This is a genomic window from Geminicoccaceae bacterium, assembly GCA_020638465.1.
Lineage (GTDB): Bacteria > Pseudomonadota > Alphaproteobacteria > Geminicoccales > Geminicoccaceae > JAGREO01.
Genome location: JACKIM010000001.1, coordinates 1,833,156 through 1,855,378 on the forward strand (window position 1 = coordinate 1,833,156; position 22,223 = coordinate 1,855,378).

The 22,223-nt window shown below is 61.7% G+C and carries 23 protein-coding genes; 13 read left to right on the top strand and 10 right to left on the bottom strand.

Features of this window, described 5'->3' with window-relative positions; translation table 11 throughout:
* Positions 1-178 precede the first annotated feature (178 nt).
* A complete protein-coding gene (locus tag H6851_08740) occupies positions 179-1,567 on the bottom strand; it encodes a PLP-dependent aminotransferase family protein (GenBank protein ID MCB9943688.1) in 1,389 nt (462 codons plus the stop codon).
* Between the two features lie 65 nt (positions 1,568-1,632).
* Here H6851_08740 and H6851_08745 point away from each other — a divergent pair, with 65 nt between their 5' ends.
* From H6851_08745 to H6851_08760, 4 genes are all read left to right on the top strand, one after another.
* Positions 1,633-2,121 (top strand): Lrp/AsnC family transcriptional regulator, encoded by a 489-nt coding sequence (locus H6851_08745; GenBank protein ID MCB9943689.1) that lies wholly within the window; start codon positions 1,633-1,635, stop codon positions 2,119-2,121.
* Positions 2,122-2,246: 125 nt separating this feature from the next.
* The gene (locus H6851_08750) at positions 2,247-3,728 is read left to right on the top strand and encodes an NAD-dependent succinate-semialdehyde dehydrogenase (protein ID MCB9943690.1); all 1,482 of its coding nucleotides are present in this window, start codon (positions 2,247-2,249) and stop codon (positions 3,726-3,728) included.
* 36 nt (positions 3,729-3,764) lie between these two features.
* Positions 3,765-5,141: an aspartate aminotransferase family protein gene (locus tag H6851_08755; GenBank protein ID MCB9943691.1), complete on the top strand. Its 1,377-nt coding sequence runs from the start codon at positions 3,765-3,767 to the stop codon at positions 5,139-5,141.
* Positions 5,113-5,334, top strand: a complete 222-nt coding sequence (locus tag H6851_08760) for a GFA family protein (GenBank protein ID MCB9943692.1) — start codon at positions 5,113-5,115, stop codon at positions 5,332-5,334. Before H6851_08755 ends, H6851_08760 begins: the two co-directional genes overlap by 29 nt.
* Before the next feature lie 208 nt (positions 5,335-5,542).
* Here the strand turns inward: H6851_08760 and H6851_08765 are convergent, their stop codons facing one another.
* On the bottom strand, positions 5,543-6,751 hold the full coding sequence (locus tag H6851_08765) for an ABC transporter substrate-binding protein (GenBank protein ID MCB9943693.1): 1,209 nt from the start codon (positions 6,749-6,751) through the stop codon (positions 5,543-5,545).
* 226 nt (positions 6,752-6,977) lie between these two features.
* Here H6851_08765 and H6851_08770 point away from each other — a divergent pair, with 226 nt between their 5' ends.
* From H6851_08770 to mnmA, 3 genes are read left to right on the top strand one after another with little or no spacing between them, the layout of a single operon-like run.
* On the top strand, positions 6,978-7,313 hold the full coding sequence (locus H6851_08770; GenBank protein ID MCB9943694.1) for an iron-sulfur cluster assembly accessory protein: 336 nt from the start codon (positions 6,978-6,980) through the stop codon (positions 7,311-7,313).
* 1 nt (position 7,314) lies between these two features.
* A complete protein-coding gene (locus tag H6851_08775) occupies positions 7,315-7,629 on the top strand; it encodes a 2Fe-2S iron-sulfur cluster binding domain-containing protein (GenBank protein MCB9943695.1) in 315 nt (104 codons plus the stop codon).
* A 5-nt stretch (positions 7,630-7,634) separates the two neighbouring features.
* Complete coding sequence (gene mnmA / locus H6851_08780) at positions 7,635-8,717, top strand: tRNA 2-thiouridine(34) synthase MnmA (GenBank protein MCB9943696.1); 1,083 nt, start codon at positions 7,635-7,637, stop codon at positions 8,715-8,717.
* A gap of 73 nt (positions 8,718-8,790) precedes the next feature.
* Here mnmA and fliS read toward each other — a convergent pair whose 3' ends face one another.
* From fliS to H6851_08800, 4 genes are all read right to left on the bottom strand, one after another.
* Positions 8,791-9,234: a flagellar export chaperone FliS gene (gene fliS, locus H6851_08785; GenBank protein MCB9943697.1), complete on the bottom strand. Its 444-nt coding sequence runs from the start codon at positions 9,232-9,234 to the stop codon at positions 8,791-8,793.
* Between the two features lie 32 nt (positions 9,235-9,266).
* Positions 9,267-10,961 carry a flagellar filament capping protein FliD gene (gene fliD / locus H6851_08790; GenBank protein MCB9943698.1) on the bottom strand — a complete coding sequence of 565 codons (1,695 nt, stop codon included), beginning with the start codon at positions 10,959-10,961 and terminating at the stop codon, positions 9,267-9,269.
* 35 nt (positions 10,962-10,996) lie between these two features.
* Entirely contained in the window at positions 10,997-11,383 is a 387-nt protein-coding gene (locus H6851_08795) for a flagellar protein FlaG (protein ID MCB9943699.1), read from the bottom strand.
* Between the two features lie 73 nt (positions 11,384-11,456).
* Positions 11,457-12,641 (bottom strand): flagellin, encoded by a 1,185-nt coding sequence (locus H6851_08800; protein ID MCB9943700.1) that lies wholly within the window; start codon positions 12,639-12,641, stop codon positions 11,457-11,459.
* Positions 12,642-12,959: 318 nt separating this feature from the next.
* Between H6851_08800 and H6851_08805 the strand changes: the two genes are divergently transcribed.
* From H6851_08805 to H6851_08825, 5 genes are all read left to right on the top strand, one after another.
* On the top strand, positions 12,960-13,253 hold the full coding sequence (locus H6851_08805; protein MCB9943701.1) for an arginase family protein: 294 nt from the start codon (positions 12,960-12,962) through the stop codon (positions 13,251-13,253).
* A 69-nt stretch (positions 13,254-13,322) separates the two neighbouring features.
* Positions 13,323-13,679 (top strand): ribose-phosphate pyrophosphokinase, encoded by a 357-nt coding sequence (locus H6851_08810; protein ID MCB9943702.1) that lies wholly within the window; start codon positions 13,323-13,325, stop codon positions 13,677-13,679.
* 350 nt (positions 13,680-14,029) lie between these two features.
* Positions 14,030-15,424, top strand: a complete 1,395-nt coding sequence (locus tag H6851_08815) for a dihydrolipoyl dehydrogenase (GenBank protein MCB9943703.1) — start codon at positions 14,030-14,032, stop codon at positions 15,422-15,424.
* Positions 15,425-15,440: 16 nt separating this feature from the next.
* On the top strand, positions 15,441-15,884 hold the full coding sequence (locus H6851_08820) for a hypothetical protein (GenBank protein ID MCB9943704.1): 444 nt from the start codon (positions 15,441-15,443) through the stop codon (positions 15,882-15,884).
* Complete coding sequence (locus H6851_08825) at positions 15,884-17,086, top strand: acyl-CoA dehydrogenase family protein (protein ID MCB9943705.1); 1,203 nt, start codon at positions 15,884-15,886, stop codon at positions 17,084-17,086. Before H6851_08820 ends, H6851_08825 begins: the two co-directional genes overlap by 1 nt.
* Here H6851_08825 and H6851_08830 read toward each other — a convergent pair.
* Both H6851_08830 and gluQRS read right to left on the bottom strand, forming a co-directional pair.
* On the bottom strand, positions 17,066-18,025 hold the full coding sequence (locus H6851_08830; protein MCB9943706.1) for a lysophospholipase: 960 nt from the start codon (positions 18,023-18,025) through the stop codon (positions 17,066-17,068). The genes H6851_08825 and H6851_08830 overlap by 21 nt on opposite strands.
* Positions 18,022-18,900 carry a tRNA glutamyl-Q(34) synthetase GluQRS gene (gluQRS, locus tag H6851_08835; protein ID MCB9943707.1) on the bottom strand — a complete coding sequence of 293 codons (879 nt, stop codon included), beginning with the start codon at positions 18,898-18,900 and terminating at the stop codon, positions 18,022-18,024. Before gluQRS ends, H6851_08830 begins: the two co-directional genes overlap by 4 nt.
* Positions 18,901-19,223: 323 nt before the next feature.
* Here gluQRS and H6851_08840 point away from each other — a divergent pair, with 323 nt between their 5' ends.
* Positions 19,224-20,180, top strand: a complete 957-nt coding sequence (locus tag H6851_08840; protein MCB9943708.1) for an acetyl-CoA carboxylase carboxyltransferase subunit alpha — start codon at positions 19,224-19,226, stop codon at positions 20,178-20,180.
* 58 nt (positions 20,181-20,238) lie between these two features.
* Here H6851_08840 and H6851_08845 read toward each other — a convergent pair whose 3' ends face one another.
* Entirely contained in the window at positions 20,239-21,309 is a 1,071-nt protein-coding gene (locus H6851_08845) for a MaoC family dehydratase (GenBank protein MCB9943709.1), read from the bottom strand.
* On the bottom strand, positions 21,306-22,181 hold the full coding sequence (locus H6851_08850) for a CoA ester lyase (GenBank protein ID MCB9943710.1): 876 nt from the start codon (positions 22,179-22,181) through the stop codon (positions 21,306-21,308). Before H6851_08850 ends, H6851_08845 begins: the two co-directional genes overlap by 4 nt.
* Positions 22,182-22,223 lie beyond the last annotated feature (42 nt).

Genomic DNA, 22,223 nt, shown 5'->3' on the forward strand with positions numbered 1-22,223 from the left:
CGTTTCACGGCAGGGGAACGGCTGCACAGATGGAAGGCATCCGGATCCGGCGCTCTCCCATGTCATCCGTTGATTTGTTCTGTCCGGGAGCATTAAACTGACACAATTCAGTGTCAATTGTATAATAATATCATGACAATTTTCAAATATCTGCGCGCATGCGAATGTATCGAATCAATCAGATGGTGAGTAGTGCGGGTTCGGGCACGCTGCGGGCGAGGCGGGCAATGATGTCGAGGCCGCGCGCCAGGGCCTCCCTGTCCGGAGGTCCAAGACAGATCCGCACGCCCTGATTCATGTCGGCATGATCGAGCATGAAGGCGGAACCGGGGGCAATCGCCAGTCCGTGCAGCCTTGCGTGGGCGACGAATCCGGTTTCGGTCCAGCCCGCGGGCAATGGCAGCCAGACATGCATGCCGGTGGTTGTCCCGCGAAAGGGCAGGCCCTTGAGGATCCGTGCGGCCAGTTTGTTCCGTTCGCCGAGTGCCCCGATCTGCCATCGCACGAGGCTTTCGATGGTCGAATCGGCAAGCCAGCGACCGGCGATCTCCGCCATGAGCGGGGTCGCCATCCACTGGGTGACGAGGTGCCGGTTGGCGGCGGCCGTGACCAGCCGCTCGGGCATGACCAGACAGCCCAGTCGGAGCCCCGGCATGACGCACTTGCTGAAGCCGGTGAAGTAGAGGGTGCGTTCGGGAGCGATTGCGCCGATGGGTGCCGGCCGGCCGGGATGCAGCGGGCCCCATGCATCGCTCTCGATGATCAGCAGATCGTGCTTGCGGGCCAGCGCGACCAGATCGTGCCGTCTTTCGCTGCTCATCATCGCGGCTGTGGGCGAAAGGCCGCTTGGCATGACGAACAGGGCCCGCGCGGGGTGGCGATCGCAGGTCCTTGCCAGATCGTCCGGCAGGATACCTTCATCGTCCTGGGACAATCCCTTGAGGCGCATGCCGAGATAGCCGGTCAGTGCCTTGAGCGTGTGGTGACCGATATTCTCCGTCAGCACCAGTTCGCCGGGATTGATTGCCGTCATCAGGGCCACGGTCATGGCGGCCGTGCTGCCGTTGGTCAGCACGATCCGTTCGGGGTCGGTCTCGAGATCGCAGCGGGAAAGCCAGGCGCAGACAGGTTGGCGGTATTTGTCGAGTGCTGCAGAGGGCCGGAACGAGGAAAATGTCGATTCGGGAAGGTCGCGCGACAGGCTCGCCAGGACGTCGCGCATCGCGTCGCGGTGGATGCTGTCGACCACCGGCTTGAGCAGCGAGCAATCGATCAAAGCGTTGCCCTGTTTTTCCGGCAGGAACGGAGTGTTATGCGGGCCGTTGGTTGCCCGGACGAAGGTGCCGCGGCCGACCTCGCCGCCGATCAGTCCGCGCCGTGTCAGTTCGTCATAGGCACGACTCACCGTCTGGACGCTCAGGCCGAGCTGGTCCGCGAGGATGCGGTGGGGCGGTAGCTGGTAGCCCGGCTCCAGCTCGCCGGCCTCGATTGCCCGTGTCAGCCGTTCCGCCAGCGACCGGTAGGCAGGTCGGCGCAATTCGCCGGGACGGGGAGGCCAGGTTGTCATGAATGTTTCATGACGCTTGTCATGACAATTGACAAGGGGGTGTGGCAGGCGGCATCTGACCCGTCATGACGATGATCAAGCTCGACAGCCGCGATGTCGCGATCCTCGCCATCCTCGCCCGCGAGGGGCGGGTATCCAAGACCGAGCTGGCGCGCCGCGTCAATCTGAGTGCCACGCCCTGCTGGGAGCGGCTCAGGCGGCTGCAACAGGCCGGCGTTGTCACAGGCTACCATGCACAGATTGCCCTCAAGTCGATAACGGCGCATGTCGAGCTGTTCGTGATTGTCGAACTCGAGCACCATCGGGCCGAGGCATTCGCGATGTTCGAACGTGCGGTGCTTGCCGTCGACGAGATAACCGGCTGTTGGGCGTTGGGCGGAGGCTTTGACTACCTGCTGCGCGTCATCACCCGCGACATCGACGCATACCAGCGGCTTATCGACGACCTGCTCGGGCAGAAGATCGGGCTTGCCCGCTATTTTACCTACATCGTCACGAAATCTGTCAAGTCGGGACCACCACCACTGGGGGCGCTGTTGCAGGCGGGCGAATAGTTTCTCCTCGATGACGGTGAAAAACAGAGAAATCCCCTGTGTCGGGTCCAGGCTTTGGCGACAATTTCTTCGTGTGGCGCCCTATACCATGGCCAGTTCATCCTCTGACATCGCAGGTCACCGCCATGAGCGATCTTTCTCCCATGGGTCCGTCCCGACAGCCCGATCTTGACGATCCCGGTCTCTGGCGATGCTTTGCCTATATCGGCGGCTGTTGGTCCGTGGCCGCCAATGGTGCGATGTTCGCCGTTACCGATCCGTTCGACGGCTCGTTTCTGGGAGAGGTTGCCAGTCTGGATGGCGATGACGCCCGCAGGGCGGTGGACGCGGCCCAATCCGCCTTCGACGGCTGGTCGTCGATCCTGCCGCAGCAGCGTTCTGCGATCCTGCGGCGATGGTACGATCACATTGTCACCCATCGCGAGGACCTGGCGCGGATCATGGTGGCCGAGCAGGGCAAGCCTGTCTCCGAGGCCCGTGGCGAGATCGACTATGCCGCCTCGTTCGTGGAATTCTACGCCGAGGAGACCCGGCGGCCGAACATCGAGAGCGTGACATCGCATCTGCCGGATGCGGAGATGGAGGTGTGGCGCGAACCCGTCGGCGTGTCGGCCTTGGTCACTCCGTGGAATTTCCCCAGTGCGATGATAACGCGCAAGGCGGCGGCAGCCCTTGCCGCGGGCTGTACGGTGGTAATCCATCCCAGTATCGAAACGCCATTCTCCGCGCTCGCCCTGGCCAAGCTCGCCGAGCGGGCGGGAATGCCGCAAGGTGTCTTCAACGTCGTGACCGGCGATGCCGCCACCATTGTCGGCGCATGGATGGATGATCCGCGCGTTCGTGCGGTATCTTTCACCGGATCCACCGAAATCGGCAGGCTCCTCTATCGCCAGGCGGCTTCCACGGTAAAAAGGCTGGTCATGGAGCTGGGTGGTCATGCGCCCTTCATCCTGTTCGCCGATGGCGATGTCGATCAGGCTGTCGATGAGGCGATCAAGGCGAAGTTCGCAACGTCGGGACAGGACTGCCTTGCTGCCAACAGGATCTTCGTTGAGCGCCCGCACTATGACGCGTTCTGCAATGCGTTCGCGCGGCGTGTCGAGGCACTGACCATGGGCGATGGCCGCGACGATCCCGATATCGGCCCGCTGATGCACGAGAGGGCGGTGGCCAGACAAGAGGCCCATGTCGCCGATGCGCTCCGCCGTGGTGCGCGATTGCTCTGTGGTGGAAAACGGCGCGGGAATACCCTGTTCTTCGAACCGACCGTACTTGCTGATGTCCCCGATGATGCGCTTGTCATGCGCGAGGAGACCTTCGGTCCAGTTGCGGCGATCACCCCGTTCGACAGTGAGGAGGATGTGATTGCCCGCGCCAATGCCAGCGAGCACGGTCTGGTCGCCTACCTCCACAGCCAGGATCCACGCCGCATCTTCCGTGTCAGCCGTGCGCTGCAATTCGGCATGGTTGCGGTCAATCGCACCAAGGTGACCGGCGCTCCCATTCCGTTTGGCGGCATGAAGCAGTCGGGAATCGGTCGTGAAGGCTCGCGGCTGGGAATGGAAGCCTTCACCGAAGTCAAATATATCTGCCGCGACTGGGCCTGACATTCGTCAATATGACAATAACGAAAGGGAAAGAACATGCTCCGCAATGACCGGCTCGATCAGTGGGATCGCGAGAACTTCTTCCACCCGTCCACGCATCTGGCCCAGTTCGCGCGTGGCGAGGCGCCCAACCGCGTCATTACCGGCGGCCGGGGGTGTTACATCCGTGATCGCGACGATGTCGAGCTGCTCGATGCCTTCGCTGGCCTCTATTGCGTGAATGTCGGCTACGGCCGTCAGGAGATCGCCGAGGCGATTGCGAAGCAGGCGCGCGAGCTTGCCTACTATCACGCCTATGTTGGCCATGGCACCGAGGCATCGATCACGCTGGCGAAGATGGTGCTCGACCGGGCGCCGGAAGGCATGAGCAAGGTGTATTTCGGCCAGTCCGGCTCGGATGCCAACGAGACCAACATCAAGCTCGTCTGGTATTACAACAACATTCTCGGCCGGCCACGGAAGAAGAAGATCATCTCGCGCTGGCGGGGCTATCATGGCTCGGGTCTCATGACAGGATCGCTCACCGGGCTAAAATTGTTTCATGACAAGTTCGACCTGCCACTGGCCAATGTCTTGCATACTGCGGCCCCGTACCATTACCGCCGCGATGACCTTTCCATGAGCGAGAGCGAGTTCACCGCCCACTGCGCGCGCGAGCTGGAAAGTCTGATCGAGGAGGAAGGTGCCGATACGATCGCAGCGTTCATCGGCGAGCCGGTCCTCGGTACGGGAGGCATCGTGCCGCCGCCCGCAGGGTACTGGGCTGCCATTCAGGATGTGTTGCGGCGCCATGACATCCTTCTCATCGTCGACGAGGTAGTGACGGGCTTCGGTCGTCTTGGCAGCATGATGGGCTCGACGCACTACGGTCTGAAGCCCGACCTCATCACCATCGCCAAGGGGCTGACATCGGCCTATGCGCCGCTGTCAGGATCCATCGTCGGTGACAGGATGTGGAAGGTCCTCGAACAGGGAACCGATGAACTGGGTCCCATCGGCCATGGCTGGACCTATTCCGCACATCCCATCGGGGCCGCGGCCGGCGTCGCCAATCTCCAACTGATCGATCGGCTCGGTCTCGTCGACAATGCCCGTGAGACGGGCGCCTATCTCAACAGGGCTCTGCGCGACGCGCTGGCCGACCACAGCCACGTCGGCGATGTGCGGGGCGAGGGGCTGATGGCGGCGGTCGAACTGGTCGATGACAAGGCGGAACGCCGTTTCTTCGATCCCTCGAAAAAGGTGGGAGCATCGATTTCCGCTGCCATGGCCCGGCGCAAGGTCATCGCCCGGGCCATGCCGCAGGGTGACATCATCGGTTTCGCACCGCCCCTGTGTCTCACGCGCGAGGAAGTCGATCGCATCGTCGAGGTGACGAGGATCGCTGTCGAGGAAGTGCTGGGTACGGCATGATTTCTGCGGTAAATGCGGTTCGCCGATACTGAGCAAGGTGGAAGCGATGCCTCAGATCGATTTTATCAAGGCGGGTACTCTCGACGACACGTCATGGTTGAGGCCGACGACCGAGTTGTGGTGTGAAACCCGCCAGGCTTGGCTCGCCGAGCCCTACAGACGGGACGAACTTCCCCGCAACCCGCCGGCTTGACGTCGGCCTTGTCTTGCAGGCATGGGGTCGTTGCACATTCGCCAGCATGATGCCCATCGCGAGGCCTGTCGTTTGCTTTTTCTGAAACGGGTCCGGTTTTGGTAATCATGCCCTTCACGCGGGAGGTTTTGCAGCTGCGCCGCGCGTTTGGTCCTTCGTGTATCCGGGGTGAGCCCGCCAGCTGTCGTCGGCGGGCTCGTTTCCGGGATCAGTCGCTGTCCGGGCGCAGTTTTGCAACCTCCTCATCCGAAGGCAGAAAGTCCGCACCGTCGGCATAGTGCCAGTCGCGCATGGTTCCGCGGTCATCCTCGACCGTGGTGTAGCCGACATAGGCGCCCATGGTCGATTGGTGGTCGATGGCCCGATAACTGACCTCGCCAAAGGGGCTATCGAAGGTCAGGCCCTTCATCGCATCGACCATGGCTTCGGTATCGGTGCTGCCGCCGGTTTTTTCGAGCATTGCGGCAATACCCATCATGGTATTGTAGCCGACGACCGAACCGATACGGGGATGGTCGTCATATTTGGACATGTAGGCATCGAGGAACGCCTTGTGCTCGGGCGTGTCGATCTTGTCCCACGGATAGCCCGTGACCAGCCAGCCCTCCGGCGCTTCATCCCCGAGCGGATCGAGATATTCTGGCTCGCCGGTGAGCAGGGAAGTCACGAACCGGTCCTCGAACAGGCCGCGGTCCGTGCCTTCGCGCACGAGCTTGGCAAGATCGCTGCCGAAAGTAACGTTGTAGATGGCATCGGGTTCGGCTGCTGCGAGCGCCTGGACTTCGGGACCTGCCTCGATCTTGAAAAGAGCGGGCCACTGTTCGGCGACCCATTCGATGTCGGGCTGCAATTCGTTCATCGCTTCCTTGAACGCGTTCACTGCATCCTTGCCATAGGCATAGTTGGGCGCAATCGTCGCCCAGCGCTTCAATCCCTTCTTTGCCGCGACCTCGGCCAGCATGTGCGCCTGCATGTAGGTATTGGGACGCAAACGGTAGGTGTAGCGGTTCCCATCCTGCCATGTGAGTGAGTCCGCGAGAGGTTCGGAGGCGATGTAGAGCACCTTCTTCTCGCCGGCATAGGAGGCCAGTGCGAGGCCGACATGGCTGAACAGCGATCCGGAGATCAGGGCGACACCGTCCCGGCTGAAGAGTTCCTCGGCCGCCTTGACTGCTTCGCCGGGCTCGCCCTTGTCGTCGCGGCTCACCAGTTCGAGCAGTTTGCCACCTGCGCCGCCACGGTCGTTGATCTGCTCGACTGCGAGTTCGGCACCCTTGCGGTAGGGTTCGGTGTGGGCCGGCAGACCGGTGTATGAATTGATATCGCCGATCTTGACGATATCCTGGGCGCGGACAGCCGTTGTCGATGCCAACAGGCAGAGGGTGATGGCGCCGAACGTTCGACGACTGATCTTCATGCGGGCCTCCAGCTTGCTTGGGTCATTCCATCAGATCATGGGGCGGCCGGCTCCCGGTGGCAAGTTCCTCCGATGTGGTGGCGGAGGACCTGTCGCCGGATGGAATGTGGAACGATGCAGTACGGTATGGCATGATCCCTTGCATGAAGGATACCGGACGCTCATCTAAAGGGAGATGCCCGATGTCGTCGGGCAACCGGTAATCACGGGACGAACAGGACGAATCATGCCTAGGGCAATCGTGTCGATGACTGCAGCAGCGCGCAGCCGTGCGCGTTATCTTCTCGATACCCAGGGTCAGGGTGCCGAGGGTATCAAGCTGTCGGTCAGGTCGACGGGCTGTTCCGGTTATTCGTACATGATGGATTTTGCCCGCACGATCGGACCCGGCGACGAAGTTGTCGAGATCGACGATGTCAAGCTGGTGGTCGACCCCATGGCGGTGATGTATGTGCTCGGCACGGAGATCGACTTCAGGGAAGACCGTCTCGGTGCGCAATTCACCTTCAGCAATCCGAATGAAAAAAGCCGCTGCGGCTGCGGTGAGAGCTTTTCCGTCTGAAATGCCATCGGTTTCTTTTGAACTGCCGGACGGAAGCTTGCGCAAAATTGATGTCGAGCGTGGCGTGAGTGTGTTGGAAGCTGCACGTCTGGCCGACGTTCCCATCGAGGGGGCATGCGGCGGGTCGATGGCCTGTGCGACGTGCCACGTGCATGTTGACGCCGAGCAGTTCGGCGAACTTCCGGAGCCGTCCTTCGAGGAGGATGACATGCTCGACCTGGCGGCTGATCTGTCGGTGACGTCGAGGCTGGGATGCCAGATTCGCGTGGAGCGTGACCTCAAGGTGCACGTCCCCGGCTCCAGCATGCTGGGTTGACCGGTATGGATCCTGCTATCGAATCGGGTGCGCGGGTGGTCGTGGCCATGTCGGGAGGTGTCGACAGCTCTGTGACCGCGGCTCTGCTGGCGGAGTCGGGGTTCGACGTCATCGGCATCACGCTACAGCTCTACGACCATGGTTCAGCGACCGGGCGCAAGGGGGCATGTTGTGCCGGGCAGGATATACGCGATGCCCGCGCGGTATGTGACCAGTTGGGAATTCCCCATTATGTGCTCGATATGGAGGAACGTTTCCGCGAGGCGGTTATCGATGATTTTGTCGAAACCTATGGCAATGGCCAGACACCGGTGCCCTGCATCCGTTGCAATCAGTCGGTCAAGTTCACCGACCTGTTGCAGACCGCCCGCGAACTCGGAGCTTCTGCGTTGGCAACCGGTCACTATGTGAGACGGGTGCCTGACGTTGGCGGTGTTCGGATGTATCGTGCCCGCGACAAGGCGAAGGACCAGAGCTATTTCCTGTTTGCCACAACGCGGGAACAGCTTGACTATTGCCGTTTTCCGCTTGGCGATCTCGAAAAGAACGAGACGCGGGCGCATGCCGAAAGGCTCGCCCTGCCGGTGGCGCGCAAGCCTGAAAGCCAGGACATCTGTTTCGTCCCGCAGGGGCACTATAGTTCATTGCTGCGAAAGCTGCGACCGGATGCGATGCAGCAGGGCGATATCGTTCACGTCGATGGCAAGGTACTGGGCCGGCACCAGGGTGTCGGACACTACACTGTGGGCCAGCGGCGCGGGCTCGAAGTCAGCACCGGCGAGCGGCTCTATGTCGTTGAGATCGACCGGGGGCGTCACCGTATTCTCGTCGGGCCCCGCAAGGCGACCTTGAGCCGAAGCATGGAGTTACGGAATCTGAATCTGCTGGCGGAAATGCCAGATGTTCTCGGGGTGAGCGCAAAGCACCGCTACAACGAGCCCGCCGTAGCCGCTCGATTCCACCATGCCCAGGGTATCCTCGAATTCGCGGAGCCGCAGAGCGGGATCGCAAAGGGGCAGGCCGCCGTGCTGTATGACGGAGACCGCGTTCTGGGCGGCGGCTGGATCCATGCAGCCCATCCGTGCTGAGGGGACTTACGGCTTCACGCGTTCGACCATTCACCAACCCGGACCGGCCGGGCCGGGTTGGCGGTCTTGTGGATCAGGCAGTGAGTTCACCCAGCTGAATATTGTCGTGGGGGCGGGACGGTTTGCCGGTGTCGTCGTTTTCGGCAATGTGGCACCAGCTCGCGCGCATCTCCCGCAGGCGCTCGACGAGTTCGCTGCAGATCGACGGGTCGTTCTTGATGTTGACCTCCGTCAGTCGGTGGAGAATATACGAATAGTATTGGTCGAGCAGCTTGGCGATTTCACCACCGGCCTCGAAATCAAGGTGGCAATGGAGGCCGTTGATGATGTTGTAGGCTCGGGTGATCGAATGATACCGATCCTCGATGCGCTTTTCCTCAATGGCCTTGCGGGCATCGAGAATGCGCCTGATGGCGCCATCATAGAGCATCACGATTGCCTGGGCCGCAGTCACGTTCTCGGACGCAGTCTGGTAAGCCTGAGCGGCACGATACTGGTTCTGCACGGTTGGATACATTAAGCATTGGCCTCCGACATTGAGATGCGCGATCAGTTGCTTGACGTCATGGCATCCACTTGGGTGCGAATCTGGTTGAGAATGGTGTTGGCGATGCTCAGGGCCGCTTCCATGTTGGCAAAGCGCTCGATCAGCTTGTCACGTGCCCGTGCAGCCCGATCTTCGATCTGCGCGATGTTTGTCTGGTAGTCATCATTGACATCCTCGATGTTCTTCACTGCCGAGGCCAGCGCTCCGCCGTAGGGGTCGAGAACTTCATCGAGATAGTTGTAGAACTTGTCTGCGATGCCCTGGCTTGCGTGAACGTCGATTGTCGTCGAGCCGCTTCCTGCCCATAGCAGTTCCAGGCCAGCAAAGTCCGAGCCTTCGGGCCCGCGGATCGTCGATCCGTCGAACTCGGCCTCCACGCCGCCGATCATGACCTTCTCCGGGACACCGTCATTGTCGGCATCGGTAATTTCAACGCTGAAATCGGTAGCCGCGAGGTCATTGGTGCGGTTGAAGACACGCAAATCATTGGATGATGACTGGAAGTCGAATTCGAATACGTTGCGAACTTCATCAAGCCGGGTCAGCAGGGCATTGTCGAGCTTGCTGTCATCGACTTCGAGCATGTTGGCTTCGTTCATGGTGATGCCGATGCCGCGCAGGGTCGACAGGGCATCATCGGACAGCCCCGCGACATCGCCACCTGCCAGACTGCTCAACCCCTGCATGGCATCGCGCATGGTACGGTCGCCATAAAGGAACGCTTCCTCGGCGACATCACCCGTAGCCGAAATGGTCGACTGGTTGTCCACGAACGTCCGGAAATTGTTGTAGGCTTCGACAAACGCGCCGATCTGCTCCTTCACGTTGGCCAGTGAAGACTCGACCGACACACCGATCTTCGTACCGGGCTCGGCCTTGAACAGGTTGATGGTCAGTCCGCCTGCCAGATCATCGATCTGGTTGGATTCGCGGACGACGGTGACACCGTCGATCTCGATCTCGGCCATTCCGGCAGCCTGCAGTTCGGTCGTATTGAATCCGCCGGTGATACCGCTTGAATCATTGAGCGTGATCGCCTTGCCGGTATCGGTTGCAGTCAGCACCATGCGATAGTCGGTATCGGAGACCTTCAGCATGCTGGCACGAACGCCGGTGGTGGATGTCTGAGCATTGATGGCATCCGCCAGATCTGCAAGGTCCATCGTGCCATCGACGTTGATCGACGCCGTGGAGCCACCCGCAACACCGAGTTCGATCGTGCCGGAAAAGGCCGTGCCGCCGTTCCAGGCATCGGCCAGCGTCTGGTCGACCGCCGATGTGCTCATGCTGGAAATCTTGTTGGCGGTGGCGAGCTTGTTGACGGTGATCTCGAACGAACCGATCTGGGCGCTATTGTCGGCCGAGACACCGAGAATGTCGGTCGGGCTGGTCGAACTGCTCGAGGTGAAGAACGCCGCCTTCTGCTCGAACATGTTATCCTTGAGACCGAGTAGACCGGGAGGATTTCGAAGGGGAGCCACTGTCGCCTTGAGGTTTTCGAGCAGCGACTTCATCTCGCCGAAGGCGGTAAGCTTGGCCTCGTTCTTGGTGATCTTCGTTTCAAGCCTCACCGCGCCGATACGCTTGGCCTCGTAGGCCGCTGAAACCAGCGCCTCGGTGTCCAGCTTGGAAGACGTGCCGGAAAGGCGGGTAGAGCCATTGGTCGTAGTCAGTGATCCAAAGCTGAGCGAATCCATCGGCTTGCTCCTTCAGAGCGGTGACCTCGAGAGGCCTAGGCTTCGAGGTGGACGATCGGCCCCGGATTTCCCTCGCGGGCACTGGCAAAGAAACGGAGCAGTTCTTCGGGCGGACTCTCGTGAATGACCTGGCCGCTGTTCTTGTCGGCGACCCGGTAGACAAAGCGCCCGCTGGGTTCATCCTTGAAGCTCTCGACCTTGATCTCGCGTCCCGGAAACATCTTTGTCGCCGCCTTTTCCGCTACGCTGTCGAGAGTCGTGTTCGCATCGGCGACGGTTGATGCGATGTCCGTATTTCCGGTCGGGATTGAAGCGGGTTGCGCTACGGCATTCCGTTCGACCTCGGTCGATCTCGGTTCAAACCTACCCACGGGAGGTGGGGGTGTGTGTGATGGGACGATACCCGAAAGATCTTTCAACATCGTTCAATATCCGACTGGCATTTGCCCGCTTGCCGGGTCGCAGCATTCATCTGCGACCCGGCTGCGCAATGGCCTAGTTCAGCAACCTGAGGAGCTGCTGGGGCATCTGGTTGGCCTGCGCGAGCATGGCGACAGATGCCTGCATCATGACCTGCTTGGACGAGAAGTTGCTCATCTCGCTGGCCATGTCGACGTCCATCAGCGTGGATCGGGCGGCATCGAGGTTCTCGATCGAGGTCGCCAGATTGGCCGATGCGAAGTCGAAGCGGGAAATGGCGGCGCCGATATTGGCCCGGTCCTCGTTGATCTGGGCAATCGCGTTGTCGAGGATATCGCCCGCCTTGATGGCGCCTTCGCGGGTGCGGATGTTGGCCTTGCCGGTTCCCGCGCCGGCACCGTCGGCATCGGCGAGGGTGCCGGTGCTGACATTGCCGAGCGCCGTCGAGCGGATATCATCGAGCCCGACCTCGATCGTGTCGGTCGATGATACGCCGACCTGGAAGGAGACGTCGTTGCTGGTGATGTCGAGATCGGTGGCGGTGACGGCAGTGGTTCCGTCGAACTTGTCCAGGGACAGGCTGATGCCCGTGCCCTCGAACACCACCGCACCGCTGTAGGCCGTCTTGTCATCCGCGGATGCGGTGACGGTCGCGGTGAAGGCCGTGCCGGCCTGATCGGTATAGGTGAACGTCATCGCCTGCTTGGCGTCGGCCGTCGTGCCGGTGGCCGCCGTCGCCATGCTGAGGGTGGCGGTGCCGTCGCCGGTCACGACGTCGGCGGTGCCGCTGATGTGCACCCCGGCAATATCCGTGGCGCCGGCGACGGTCACGCCGGTATCGCCGTTCAACAGCGTCATGCCGTTGAACTTGGTCTGCTCGGCGATGTCGTCGATCTGGGAGACCAGTGCGGTGAATTCCTTGTCGAGGAAGTTCCGTTCATTGTCGGAGACCGAGCCCGACTGGGACTGCACCGAAAGGGCCTTCAGGCGCATGAGGATATCGGAAGTCTGCGACAGGGCGCCATCGGCGACCTGCAGCATGCTCGAAGCCTGCCCGGTGTTGACCTGGGCCTGCTTGAGTGCTGTGACGTCCGCACGGATCTTGGTTCCGACAGCCAGCGAGGCCGCGTCATCGGAAGCCTTCACGATCCGCGATCCGCTCGACAGCTTGGCAAGAGAGCTCGATGCGAGCGAGTTGTTCTGGGTCAGGTAACGCAGAGCGGTGTTGGCGGAAGTGTTGGTGGTTCCTGAGAGTGCCATGAGCGTTTCCTTCTACATGAAGTCTGGGCGGATGCCCGGGTTGCGGAGGGCTTCTTGCCTTCCGGCGCCGATTCCTTCAGCGCCTTCGCAGGTTACGTTCCGCGCGTTAACAAAACGTAAATGGCGGTGTCATTTCCCTTGAAAAATGTGATCGATGCCCGCCGGATCCTGTCGATCAGGTGACCGGTCGGGGAAAAGGGAAATGTGACGTAGCAAACGGACTTTGTCGCGTCTGTCGGGTGAATGTGCTTGCATCGGCCGGTCCATGTGACGAACGTGGCGCGGGGGCGGACCCGGACGTATGGGAAGGGGAAGCACATGGCGCACGGATATGAGACGGACAGGCTGGACCTGCCATTCGTCGGGCACTGCACCTTCGGCAAGCGACCGCCGGTTACCGACTGGGGGCAGATCGATGCCGATGTCGCGGTGCTCGGCATACCTTGCGACATGGGCACCCAATGGCGTTCCGGCGCGCGTTTCGATCCGTCGATCGCACCGGGCACGGGAACTCCCAGCCATGGCGGATTTCTCCACTACGAGGTGATGGAGATCCTCCAGGGGCTGTCACGACGGGGATCACATCCGTCCTCGCGGCGCAGGTCCTCATGAACTTCCTCGGATATATCTTCGAAGCACGGAGGATCTGAACTGGTCGATATCGAGCAACTCGAGAAGGTGTTGCTGCGGCGTGCACTTGAGCGCCGGAGTGTCACCTATGGCGAGTTGCTGGCCTTCTTCGAGCGGCGGGTGACCCGGATCACGGTCGCCGCGCTTTGCAGGGATCTGGGCAAGGTGAGCGAGCGCAACGATGCGAACGGTGGTCCCGACCTTGCCTGTCTCGTTGTCAGGAAGAGCGACAGGCTTCCGGGCGAAGGGTATTTCCATGCCCTTCGCGAGGAAGGTAGCTATGAAGGCCCCAGCACCGGCCCTGACGCCGAAGCCGAGATCCGCAGGCGACAGGAGGCCGTCTTCGCGCAGGTGGAAAGGCTGGCCGTCGCAGAAGATGTCGAAGACGATACGACGCGTTCCCCGTGACCATGAAAAAAGGGCCGCCCGCAGACGGCCCTTCCGTGGATCTGGCTTGCATCCAGCCAACGACCGTTCATGACGGCCGTTTCGCTGCTACATCGGCGATGAAGGCTGCTCCATTGCCGATTCCACACGCGAAGGCTGCCTGCACAGGGCCTTACCACTCGACATTGGATCACCTCCTTTCTGATGGTTGCACTGACAGGATGATGGTGATGGTGATGCGCCGGCCTGTCAAGCGTTCCTCATGGCCAGCCATGCGACAGTAGAGGGCATTCTCTTGTCGTGACGTCGGACACGGCTGCCGCTAGGTTCCATGGCGGGAAACGGTCAGATTGAGCCCGGGAGGTAGGTCAATGAGTGATGGTGGTTATGATCTCGTGGTGATCGGCGGCGGCCCCGGTGGCTATGTCTGTGCCATCAAGGCGGCGCAACTCGGGCTCAAGGTGGCGTGTATAGAAAAGCGCGGTACGCTGGGTGGCACCTGCCTCAATGTCGGCTGCATGCCATCCAAGGCACTGCTGCATTCCTCCCACCTCTATCACGAGGCCAAACACGGCATGAGCGGCCATGGCATCACCACCGGCGATGTCAGTTTCGATCTGGATGCCATGCTGGAGAACAAGGACAAGATCGTCGACGGCCTGACCAGGGGCATCGAGGGGCTCTTCAAGAAGAACAAGGTCGACTATGTCAAGGCTACAGGGACCATTCTCGCGCCGGGCAAAGTCAGGGCCGGCGATCAGGAACTCGCCACCCGTGCCATCGTCATTGCCACCGGGTCGGAAAGCACGCCGCTGCCGGGCGTGGAGACGGACGAGAAGCGGATCGTCACGTCGACAGGTGCCCTCGACCTGGATGCAGTGCCCGGTCACCTGCTGGTCGTTGGCGCCGGTGTCATAGGTCTCGAACTCGGTTCCGTCTGGGGGCGGCTGGGTGCCGAAGTGACCGTGGTCGAATTCCTCGACCACATCACCCCCGGCATGGATGCGGAGGTGTCGAAGAACCTGCAACGCATCCTCAAAAAGCAGGGCATGGAGTTCAGGCTGTCGACCAAGGTGACGGGCATCGACAGTTCGGGAGACCGGCTGAAGGTGACGCTGGAGCCCGCGGCAGGCGGTGAGGGCGAGGTCGTTGGATGCGACACGGTCCTCGTTGCCATCGGGCGCCGCCCCTACACCGAAGGGCTCGGGTTGGGGAATGTCGGCATCGAGACCGACCGGCGCGGCATGATCGAGGTCGACGATCACTTCCAGACGAAGGTAGCCGGGATCTACGCCATCGGAGATGTCATTCGCGGGCCGATGCTGGCGCACAAGGCCGAAGAGGAAGGCGTTGCGGTGGCGGAGCTGCTGGCCGGACAGAAGCCGCACGTCAATTACGATGCCATTCCGGGTGTGATCTACACTGCGCCGGAGGTGGCTGCGGTCGGTCAGACCGAAGAGCAATTGAAGGCCGAGGGCATTTCCTACAAGGTGGGGAAATTCCCGTTCCTCGCCAACAGTCGCGCGCGGGCTTCCGGTCTGACCGAGGGCTTTGTCAAGATCCTAGCCGATGCGGACACGGATCGGGTGCTGGGTTGCCACATCGTCGGTGCCGAGGCCGGGACCATGATCGCCGAGGTCGCGCTGGCAATGGAATACGGTGCCAGTTCGGAGGATATCGCCCGTACGTGCCATGCCCACCCCACACTCGAAGAATCCATCAAGGAAGCGGCGCTCGCCGCTTTTGCCAAACCCATTCACATATGAAATGATGGAAAAACTCATGAGATCAGGTCGTACCCTTCTGGCGTTGTCGCTTTCTCTGGCCATGTTCTCCACCTCTGTCCTTGCCGCGGACATGACGGGGACATGGAAGCTCGACAAGGACGAGTTCATTGCCAGTGCCAGGGTCATGATGCAGTCGCAGCTCCAGGATGTGTCCGAGGACATGCGTTCGCAGATGACGCAGATGATGGATGGCATGCTCGATTCGCTCGCCTCGAAATTGTCCGGAACCGCCGTGTTCAATGCCGATGGCACGGTGATGGTCACGGGTGAGGACGGCAAGACGGAAACGGGCCGCTGGGAAGACAAGGGCGATACGGTCATTCTCTACACCGAGGACAGCGATCCGGTGGAAGCGAAGGTCGACGGCGATCGCATGATCTTTTCCATGCAGGACGACGAGATGCAGCAGCCTTTCGAGATGGTGTGGAAACGTCAGTGATTTCTCTTGGGATACCGCCATCGCTCGAAGATCTGCGTCGCCGGGTTGTCGCTTTCGTCGAAAGCGAAATTCTCCCCTTGGAGAATGATCCTGCGAGTTTCGGTGAAGGCGAGAACATATCCGAAAATGCACTGTCGATCCTGCGCGAACGTGTTCGTGCGGAAGGATTGTGGTGCCCGCAGATGCCGGTCGAGCGCGGCGGGCTGGGGCAGGGCATTGTCGGCATGTCGGTGCTCTACGAGGAGATGGCGCGGTCGCGTTTCGGTCCCGTGGCCTTCAATTGCGCCGCGCCCGACGACGGGAACATGGTCTGTCTTGAACGTTGTGCCAGCGATGCACAGAAGGACCGGTGGTTGCAGCCCGTCATCGACGGAACGGTACGTTCGGCCATCGTCATGACCGAACCGGCTCCGGGCTCGGGCTCGGATCCGGCTGGCATGATGCAGACACGGGCGGAACGCCGCGGCGACCGCTATGTCATCGAGGGGCGCAAATGGTTCATTACCGGGGCGGAGGTCGCTGCTCACTTCATCCTGCTTGCCCGAACCTCCGATGACCCGCGTCGCGGACTGACGGCCATGCTGTTCCACCGCGATCAGCCGGGGTGGGACATCGTTCGCCGCATCCCGATCATGGGTCCGGAAGAGCATGGCGGGCACTGTGAACTGCGCTTCGACGGGCTGGAGATCCCGGTCGAAAATGTCCTGATGGGCGAAGGTCTCGGCATGAAGGTGACACAGATCCGTCTGGGTATTGCCCGGTTGACGCATTGCATGCGCTGGCTGGGCATGGCCCGGCGCGCGCTTGAAATCTGCATGCCCTATGTCCGCGAACGCAGGGCGTTCGGGCAAAGACTGTCCGACAAGGAGTCGGTGCAGCAGATGCTGGGCGAGGCTGCGATGCAGATCGAGATCGGTCGGCTGCTCACCTTGCGCGCCGCAATCAAGCTGGATGCCGGAGACCGGGCACGCAAGGAGGTGTCCATGGCGAAGGTGCAGGTCGCCGATGCGCTGCACAAGGCGGTGGATACGGCCATTCAGCTCATGGGGGCTCAGGGATATTCCAGGGATACCCCCCTTGAGTGGATGTACCGCTATGCGCGGCAGGCACGTCTGGTGGATGGGGCTTCCGAGGTTCACAAGATGGTAATTGCCGGCCAACTCATCGCCGACAGGGATCGTTCATTCTTCTCCTGGCCCTGATCGCCCGGATGCGGGCGTGACCGCCTTGCCGCAGGCGATCATGTCCGGGCGGGGCGACAGGACATGTCCGTTGTCGATCCAGTCGACGATGTCCTTCCAGACGGTTCGACGCTGGAGGTCACGCAGGAGAAGATGCCAGCCGTCAGGATAGCTCAGACCGATACAGTTCTTGGGATGGAGGCTTGCCACAAAGGACAGGTAGGCTTCCGGCGGGATGATCTCGTCCCTTGCTCCACCGAGAACGAGCCGTGGGAGCTGCAGGGCAGGGCCGTCATTGCGCGCGTCGCGCATCAGGCCGACCACGCCCTCTATGGCGTCGATCCGCGTATCCTTGATATAGAGCGAATCGTCCCGGAGTGCCCGCAGCATGTCGATATTGTCTGATGCGAGTTTTCCCAGCCCCTGACCGCTAAGCTTCCAGCCGGGCGCGATACGGGCGGCAAACCAGAGCACGGCCCGGTAGAAGGGGTTCATCGCATCCCCGCCCCAGACGGCAGGAGCCGACAGGATGACGCCCTCGACGGGAAGATCGGGATGTTCCGCGAGTGTCACGATACTCACGGCACCGCCCATGCTCTCCCCGAGAAGGTAGAGCGGCAGGTCGGGACGCTCCGCGTGGGCCGTTTCCAGTCTGTCGACCAGATCCTCGACGAGTCGTTCCCGGCCGGGCCACAGCCCGAGATTGGCACTCTCGCCAAAGCCCTGCTGATCATAGGCCATCACCCGGATGCCGCGATCGGCGGCATAGGCGGCAAAGCCCGCGAATGCCGTCCTGTGGTCGTTGAAGCCGTGAACGGCCATGATCTGCGCCTTCGCCGGCCCCGGGGGGGCGGCGATGAGCATGGGTGTCGGCAGCGCGGACGGGGCAAGGGTCGATGTGCAGGAGGCAAACAGCAACAGACCGGCAAGGACGCCGGAGATGTGGCCTGCTCCGCTCAAGCGACTGGCTTCGGGCCACCAAGGCCGAGCAGACGCCACACATCGGCCGGTGTCTTGCCGATATCCCTCATGTGGCGCAGGGTGACGGCCCGGTTGCGTTTCGCGAGCCTTGTTCCACCACTGTCGGCAACCAGATTGTGGTGATAATAGCGAGGCGTATCCAGTCCGAGCAGGGCCTGTAACAGGCGGTGGACATGTGTCGCATGAAAGAGGTCTTCACCGCGGGTGATCAGCGTAACGCCCTGGACATGATCATCCAGCGTCACCGACAGGTGATAGCTCGTCGGCGAATCCTTGCGTCCCACCACAACATCACCGAGCAGGTCGGGCCGGGCCGTCACCCATCCGGCACGGCAGTCGTACCAGAACAGCGGTCCGGCTAGGTCCATCGCTCGGGTGGTGTCGAGACGCCATGCATAGGGCTCGCCGTGCGCCATCCGGTACCTGCGATCGCTTGCCGTCAGATGGCGGCAGATCCCCGGATAGAGGAGTTCCCCACTTGGCCCATGCGGCGCCCTGCTGGCCTCCTCGACTTCGGCACGGATCTGCCTGCGCGTGCAGAAACAGGGATAGATCAGTTCGGCCCCGGCAAGTGCGTCGATCGCCTCCTGGTAAAGGCCGACATGATCGGACTGCCTCCGGACATCGCCTTCCCACTCCAGACCGAGCCAGCTCAGATCGTCCAGTGTGGCCTGCTCGAACTCGTTGCGACAGCGCTGCGCGTCGATGTTCTCGAGCCGGACGACAAAGCGCCCTCCCGATTGTCTGGCCGCCTCATAGGCGAACAGTGCGGAATAGGCGTGGCCAATATGGAGGTAACCTGTCGGGCTTGGTGCGAACCGTGTGTGGTTCGGGCCTTCGCCATCCTGCGGCAATGGCAGCACGTCGCTACCTCGCAGCGGGTATAGGGTATGGTCGCTTGTTGCTGTCACATTCCGATGCCTGTCTCGGGCGCCATGGATCTTGTCGTTATTTCTTATCCGACCAGCCGGTGAGGAAAACAGGCTGTTGCCGCAACACTACGATACCTCAACCTTTTGTTGCGAAAATGGCACGTCGGGAACCGGTGGGTCGCCATCCCCGCAGGTCGAACGTCGCGGGCTGGCGGCATTGGCCGGATGGTACCTTGCCCGATTGACAAGGTATCGCCCCTTGACCACAACCCGACAGAAGATCCAGCACATCGAATACGGGAACCATGAGCAGCCTTCTGGAATTCGAGAAGCCGATTGCCGAGCTTGAAGGCAAGGTCAAGGAGCTGCGACATCTGGCCGACGGCAGTGATCTCGATCTGGGTGACGAGATCGCCCGCCTCGAGGGCCGGGCGGCCAAGCTGCTGTCGCAGACCTACGGGAAACTCACCGCCTGGCAGAAGACCCAGGTGGCGCGACATGCCGACCGGCCGCACATGTGCGACTATGTCGACACTTTGATGAAGGACTTTTCGCCGCTGGCTGGCGACAGGTGCTTTGGCGACGATCACGCGATCACCGGTGGGCTCGGGCGGTTGCGCGGTATCTCGGTCATGCTGATCGGGCACGAAAAGGGGGCGGACACCGAGGAACGTGTCAAGCACAATTTCGGCATGGCCCGCCCGGAAGGCTACCGCAAGGCCATCCGGCTCATGCGCCTTGCCGAGCGCTTCGGACTGCCGGTGGTGACGCTTGTCGACACGCCCGGTGCCCATCCGGGCATTCGTGCAGAGGAACGCGGTCAGGCGGAAGCCATTGCCCGCAGCATCGAGACCTGCCTTACCCTCAAGGTGCCAATCATCAGCGTGATCGTCGGCGAGGGAGGATCGGGCGGTGCCATTGCCCTTGCCAGTGCGGATCGCGTGCTCATGCTCGAACATTCGATCTACTCGGTAATTTCTCCCGAAGGCTGTGCTGCCATCCTCTGGCGGAAGGCCGAGCAGGCGGAGGCTGCTGCGGAGGCATTGAAGCTGACGGCCCAGGACCTCAAGGAGCTGGGTCTCATCGACGAGATCATCGAGGAGCCCCTGGGAGGGGCCCATCGCGGGCGCACGACGACCATCGAGACGGTGGGGGACACCATCGCGCGCCATCTGCGGGAGCTCCTGCCGTTGTCATCCGCCGAACTCCGTCGCAACCGGCAGAACAAGTTCCTCGAAATGGGACGTGAACCCGTCGCCTGAAGTGGCCATGTCGGGATGGCATGCCTCCGGACGACGAACGGCCGGAGGCGGGTCGCGTTCATTGGCCGTCGTGCAATGCGGTCTTTCTGGGGATCATGACCCAGTAGTCGAGATCGAGCAGCACGTCGGGCAGATAGGCTCCCTTGTCATCCCGTAGCGGGAAATCATGGGCATTCCTGTTCTTCAGGGCCACCAGCCGCATCCGCAACGCGCCGGCATCCTCCGACAGCTCTGCCTTGTCGAGCACCTCGGACCAGGCATAGACCGTATCGCCGCCGGTGCAGGGGTTGACATGGCTGCCTCCATTGATGCCGAGCAGGTGAAACGCGTTGGCGAGACCGTTGAAGGACAGGGCGCGGGCGAGGCTGATGACGACGCCGCCATAGACGATCACACCGCCCAGTCTGCCATCCTTCTCCACATGGTCATTGAAATGGACGCGGGCGGTGTTCTGGTAGAGGCGGGTCGCGAGGCGATGTTCGGACTGCATCACCCCCATTCCATCCGGATGGTCGATCTTCTCGCCGATCTCATAGTCCTCGAACCCGAAAGGCGAACCCGATAGTCGGGTGTCGACCGAAAGCGGGCCGAGCCCGGCGGGCAGTCGCAGTTCGCTGGCTGGAATTCCGGGCCGGGTCGACGGCACCTGTGCGAGTTCGGACCGTATGTCGACATTGCGTTTCTTGACCATCACCCAGCGGATGAAGTCGATGGCCGTGCTGCCGTCTTCCCTGGTGCCTATGGTGTGGACGTAGACGATTCCGGCCTTGCCGCTGGATATTTCCTTCTTGCCGATGACCTTCGAGGCGGATGTCAGCGTGTCGCCCGGATAGATGAGCTGATGGAAGTGCACATCGGCGTAGCCGAGATTGGCCACCGCATTGAGCGAGATGTCCGGCACCGACTTTCCGAAGACGATATGGAACGCGAGAAGTTCATCAATCGGACAGCGTTCCAGACCGTTGGCCTTCGCGAAGGGCAGCGAACATTGCTCTGCGAAACGGGAACCCGTAAGCGCCAGGTACAGGGTTGCATCGGCCTCGGTCATCGTTCGCGGCGTGGCGTGATGAATGGTCTCGTCGATCGTGAAGTCTTCGTAGAACCGGCCGCTCTGACTCTTGCTGCTCATGCCTGAAGCTCCTCGATCGCCGAGCCCAGGGCCAGAAGGCGTCGGGCCTCGGTGATATGCAGGTTTTCCACCAGGCGGCCGTCGACGAGGACCACGCCCTTGCCTTCGCTGCGGGCCGTTTCCCATGCCGTGATGATCTTTTTCGACCAGGCGAGATCTTCAGCACTCGGGGCAAAGGCTTTGTTGGCAGCCTCGATCTGTTTGGGATGAATGAGGGTCTTTCCGTCGAAACCCAGCTCGCGTCCCTGCCGACAGGAGGTGGCGTGGCCCTCAAGGTCGCCGAGGTCGAGATGTACACCGTCGAGCACGGCAATTCCGGAGGCGCGTGCGGCGAGCAGGCACAGACCCAGCGATGGCAGCATCGGAAGGCGCGCGGGCGTGTGCAGCGAGCGCATGTCCTTGGTCAGGTCGGACGTGCCGAGGACGAGGCAGGTAACTCTCGGATGATCGGCGATTTCCTCGACATGAAGAATGCCGCGTGGGGTCTCCATCATGCACCAGATGGGAAGGTTGTCCGGTGCACCGGCTTCGCCGAGGATGGTGGCGGCGTCGTCCACCATTGCCCCACGTTCGACCTTCGGCAGCAGGATCGCGTCGGCACCCGACCTTGCCATGGAAACGAGATCGTCGCGTCCCCATTCCGTATCGAGGCCATTCGTCCGGACGATGATTTCGCGGCGGCCGTAAGATCCCCTTGCGCCCAGGGCGTCGATGATGCTGGCGCGCGCGCCCACCTTGGCGTCGGGGGCCACGGCATCCTCGAGGTCGAAGATCAGGGCATCGGCGCCGATTTCGCGCCCCTTGGCCAGCGCGCGGGGATTGGAGCCCGGCATGTACAGCACGCTGCGCCTCGGGCGATTGTCGTTGTGCATCGCAATATCTCCTTTTGGCGATGCTTTAGCCGATCGTCGGTC

Coding starts and splice junctions, on each gene's coding strand:
- H6851_08800 (MCB9943700.1), bottom strand. CDS start 12,641: ATGGCACTCTCAGGAACCACCAACACTTCCGCCAACACCGCTCTGCGT.
- H6851_08850 (MCB9943710.1), bottom strand. CDS start 22,181: ATGCACAACGACAATCGCCCGAGGCGCAGCGTGCTGTACATGCCGGGC.
- fliD (MCB9943698.1), bottom strand. CDS start 10,961: ATGGATTCGCTCAGCTTTGGATCACTGACTACGACCAATGGCTCTACC.
- H6851_08795 (MCB9943699.1), bottom strand. CDS start 11,383: ATGTTGAAAGATCTTTCGGGTATCGTCCCATCACACACACCCCCACCT.
- H6851_08805 (MCB9943701.1), top strand. CDS start 12,960: ATGGCGCACGGATATGAGACGGACAGGCTGGACCTGCCATTCGTCGGG.
- H6851_08755 (MCB9943691.1), top strand. CDS start 3,765: ATGCTCCGCAATGACCGGCTCGATCAGTGGGATCGCGAGAACTTCTTC.
- H6851_08745 (MCB9943689.1), top strand. CDS start 1,633: ATGACGATGATCAAGCTCGACAGCCGCGATGTCGCGATCCTCGCCATC.
- H6851_08815 (MCB9943703.1), top strand. CDS start 14,030: ATGAGTGATGGTGGTTATGATCTCGTGGTGATCGGCGGCGGCCCCGGT.
- H6851_08775 (MCB9943695.1), top strand. CDS start 7,315: ATGCCATCGGTTTCTTTTGAACTGCCGGACGGAAGCTTGCGCAAAATT.
- mnmA (MCB9943696.1), top strand. CDS start 7,635: ATGGATCCTGCTATCGAATCGGGTGCGCGGGTGGTCGTGGCCATGTCG.
- H6851_08740 (MCB9943688.1), bottom strand. CDS start 1,567: ATGACAACCTGGCCTCCCCGTCCCGGCGAATTGCGCCGACCTGCCTAC.
- H6851_08750 (MCB9943690.1), top strand. CDS start 2,247: ATGAGCGATCTTTCTCCCATGGGTCCGTCCCGACAGCCCGATCTTGAC.
- H6851_08765 (MCB9943693.1), bottom strand. CDS start 6,751: ATGAAGATCAGTCGTCGAACGTTCGGCGCCATCACCCTCTGCCTGTTG.
- fliS (MCB9943697.1), bottom strand. CDS start 9,234: ATGTATCCAACCGTGCAGAACCAGTATCGTGCCGCTCAGGCTTACCAG.
- H6851_08845 (MCB9943709.1), bottom strand. CDS start 21,309: ATGAGCAGCAAGAGTCAGAGCGGCCGGTTCTACGAAGACTTCACGATC.
- H6851_08770 (MCB9943694.1), top strand. CDS start 6,978: ATGCCTAGGGCAATCGTGTCGATGACTGCAGCAGCGCGCAGCCGTGCG.
- H6851_08840 (MCB9943708.1), top strand. CDS start 19,224: ATGAGCAGCCTTCTGGAATTCGAGAAGCCGATTGCCGAGCTTGAAGGC.
- H6851_08820 (MCB9943704.1), top strand. CDS start 15,441: ATGAGATCAGGTCGTACCCTTCTGGCGTTGTCGCTTTCTCTGGCCATG.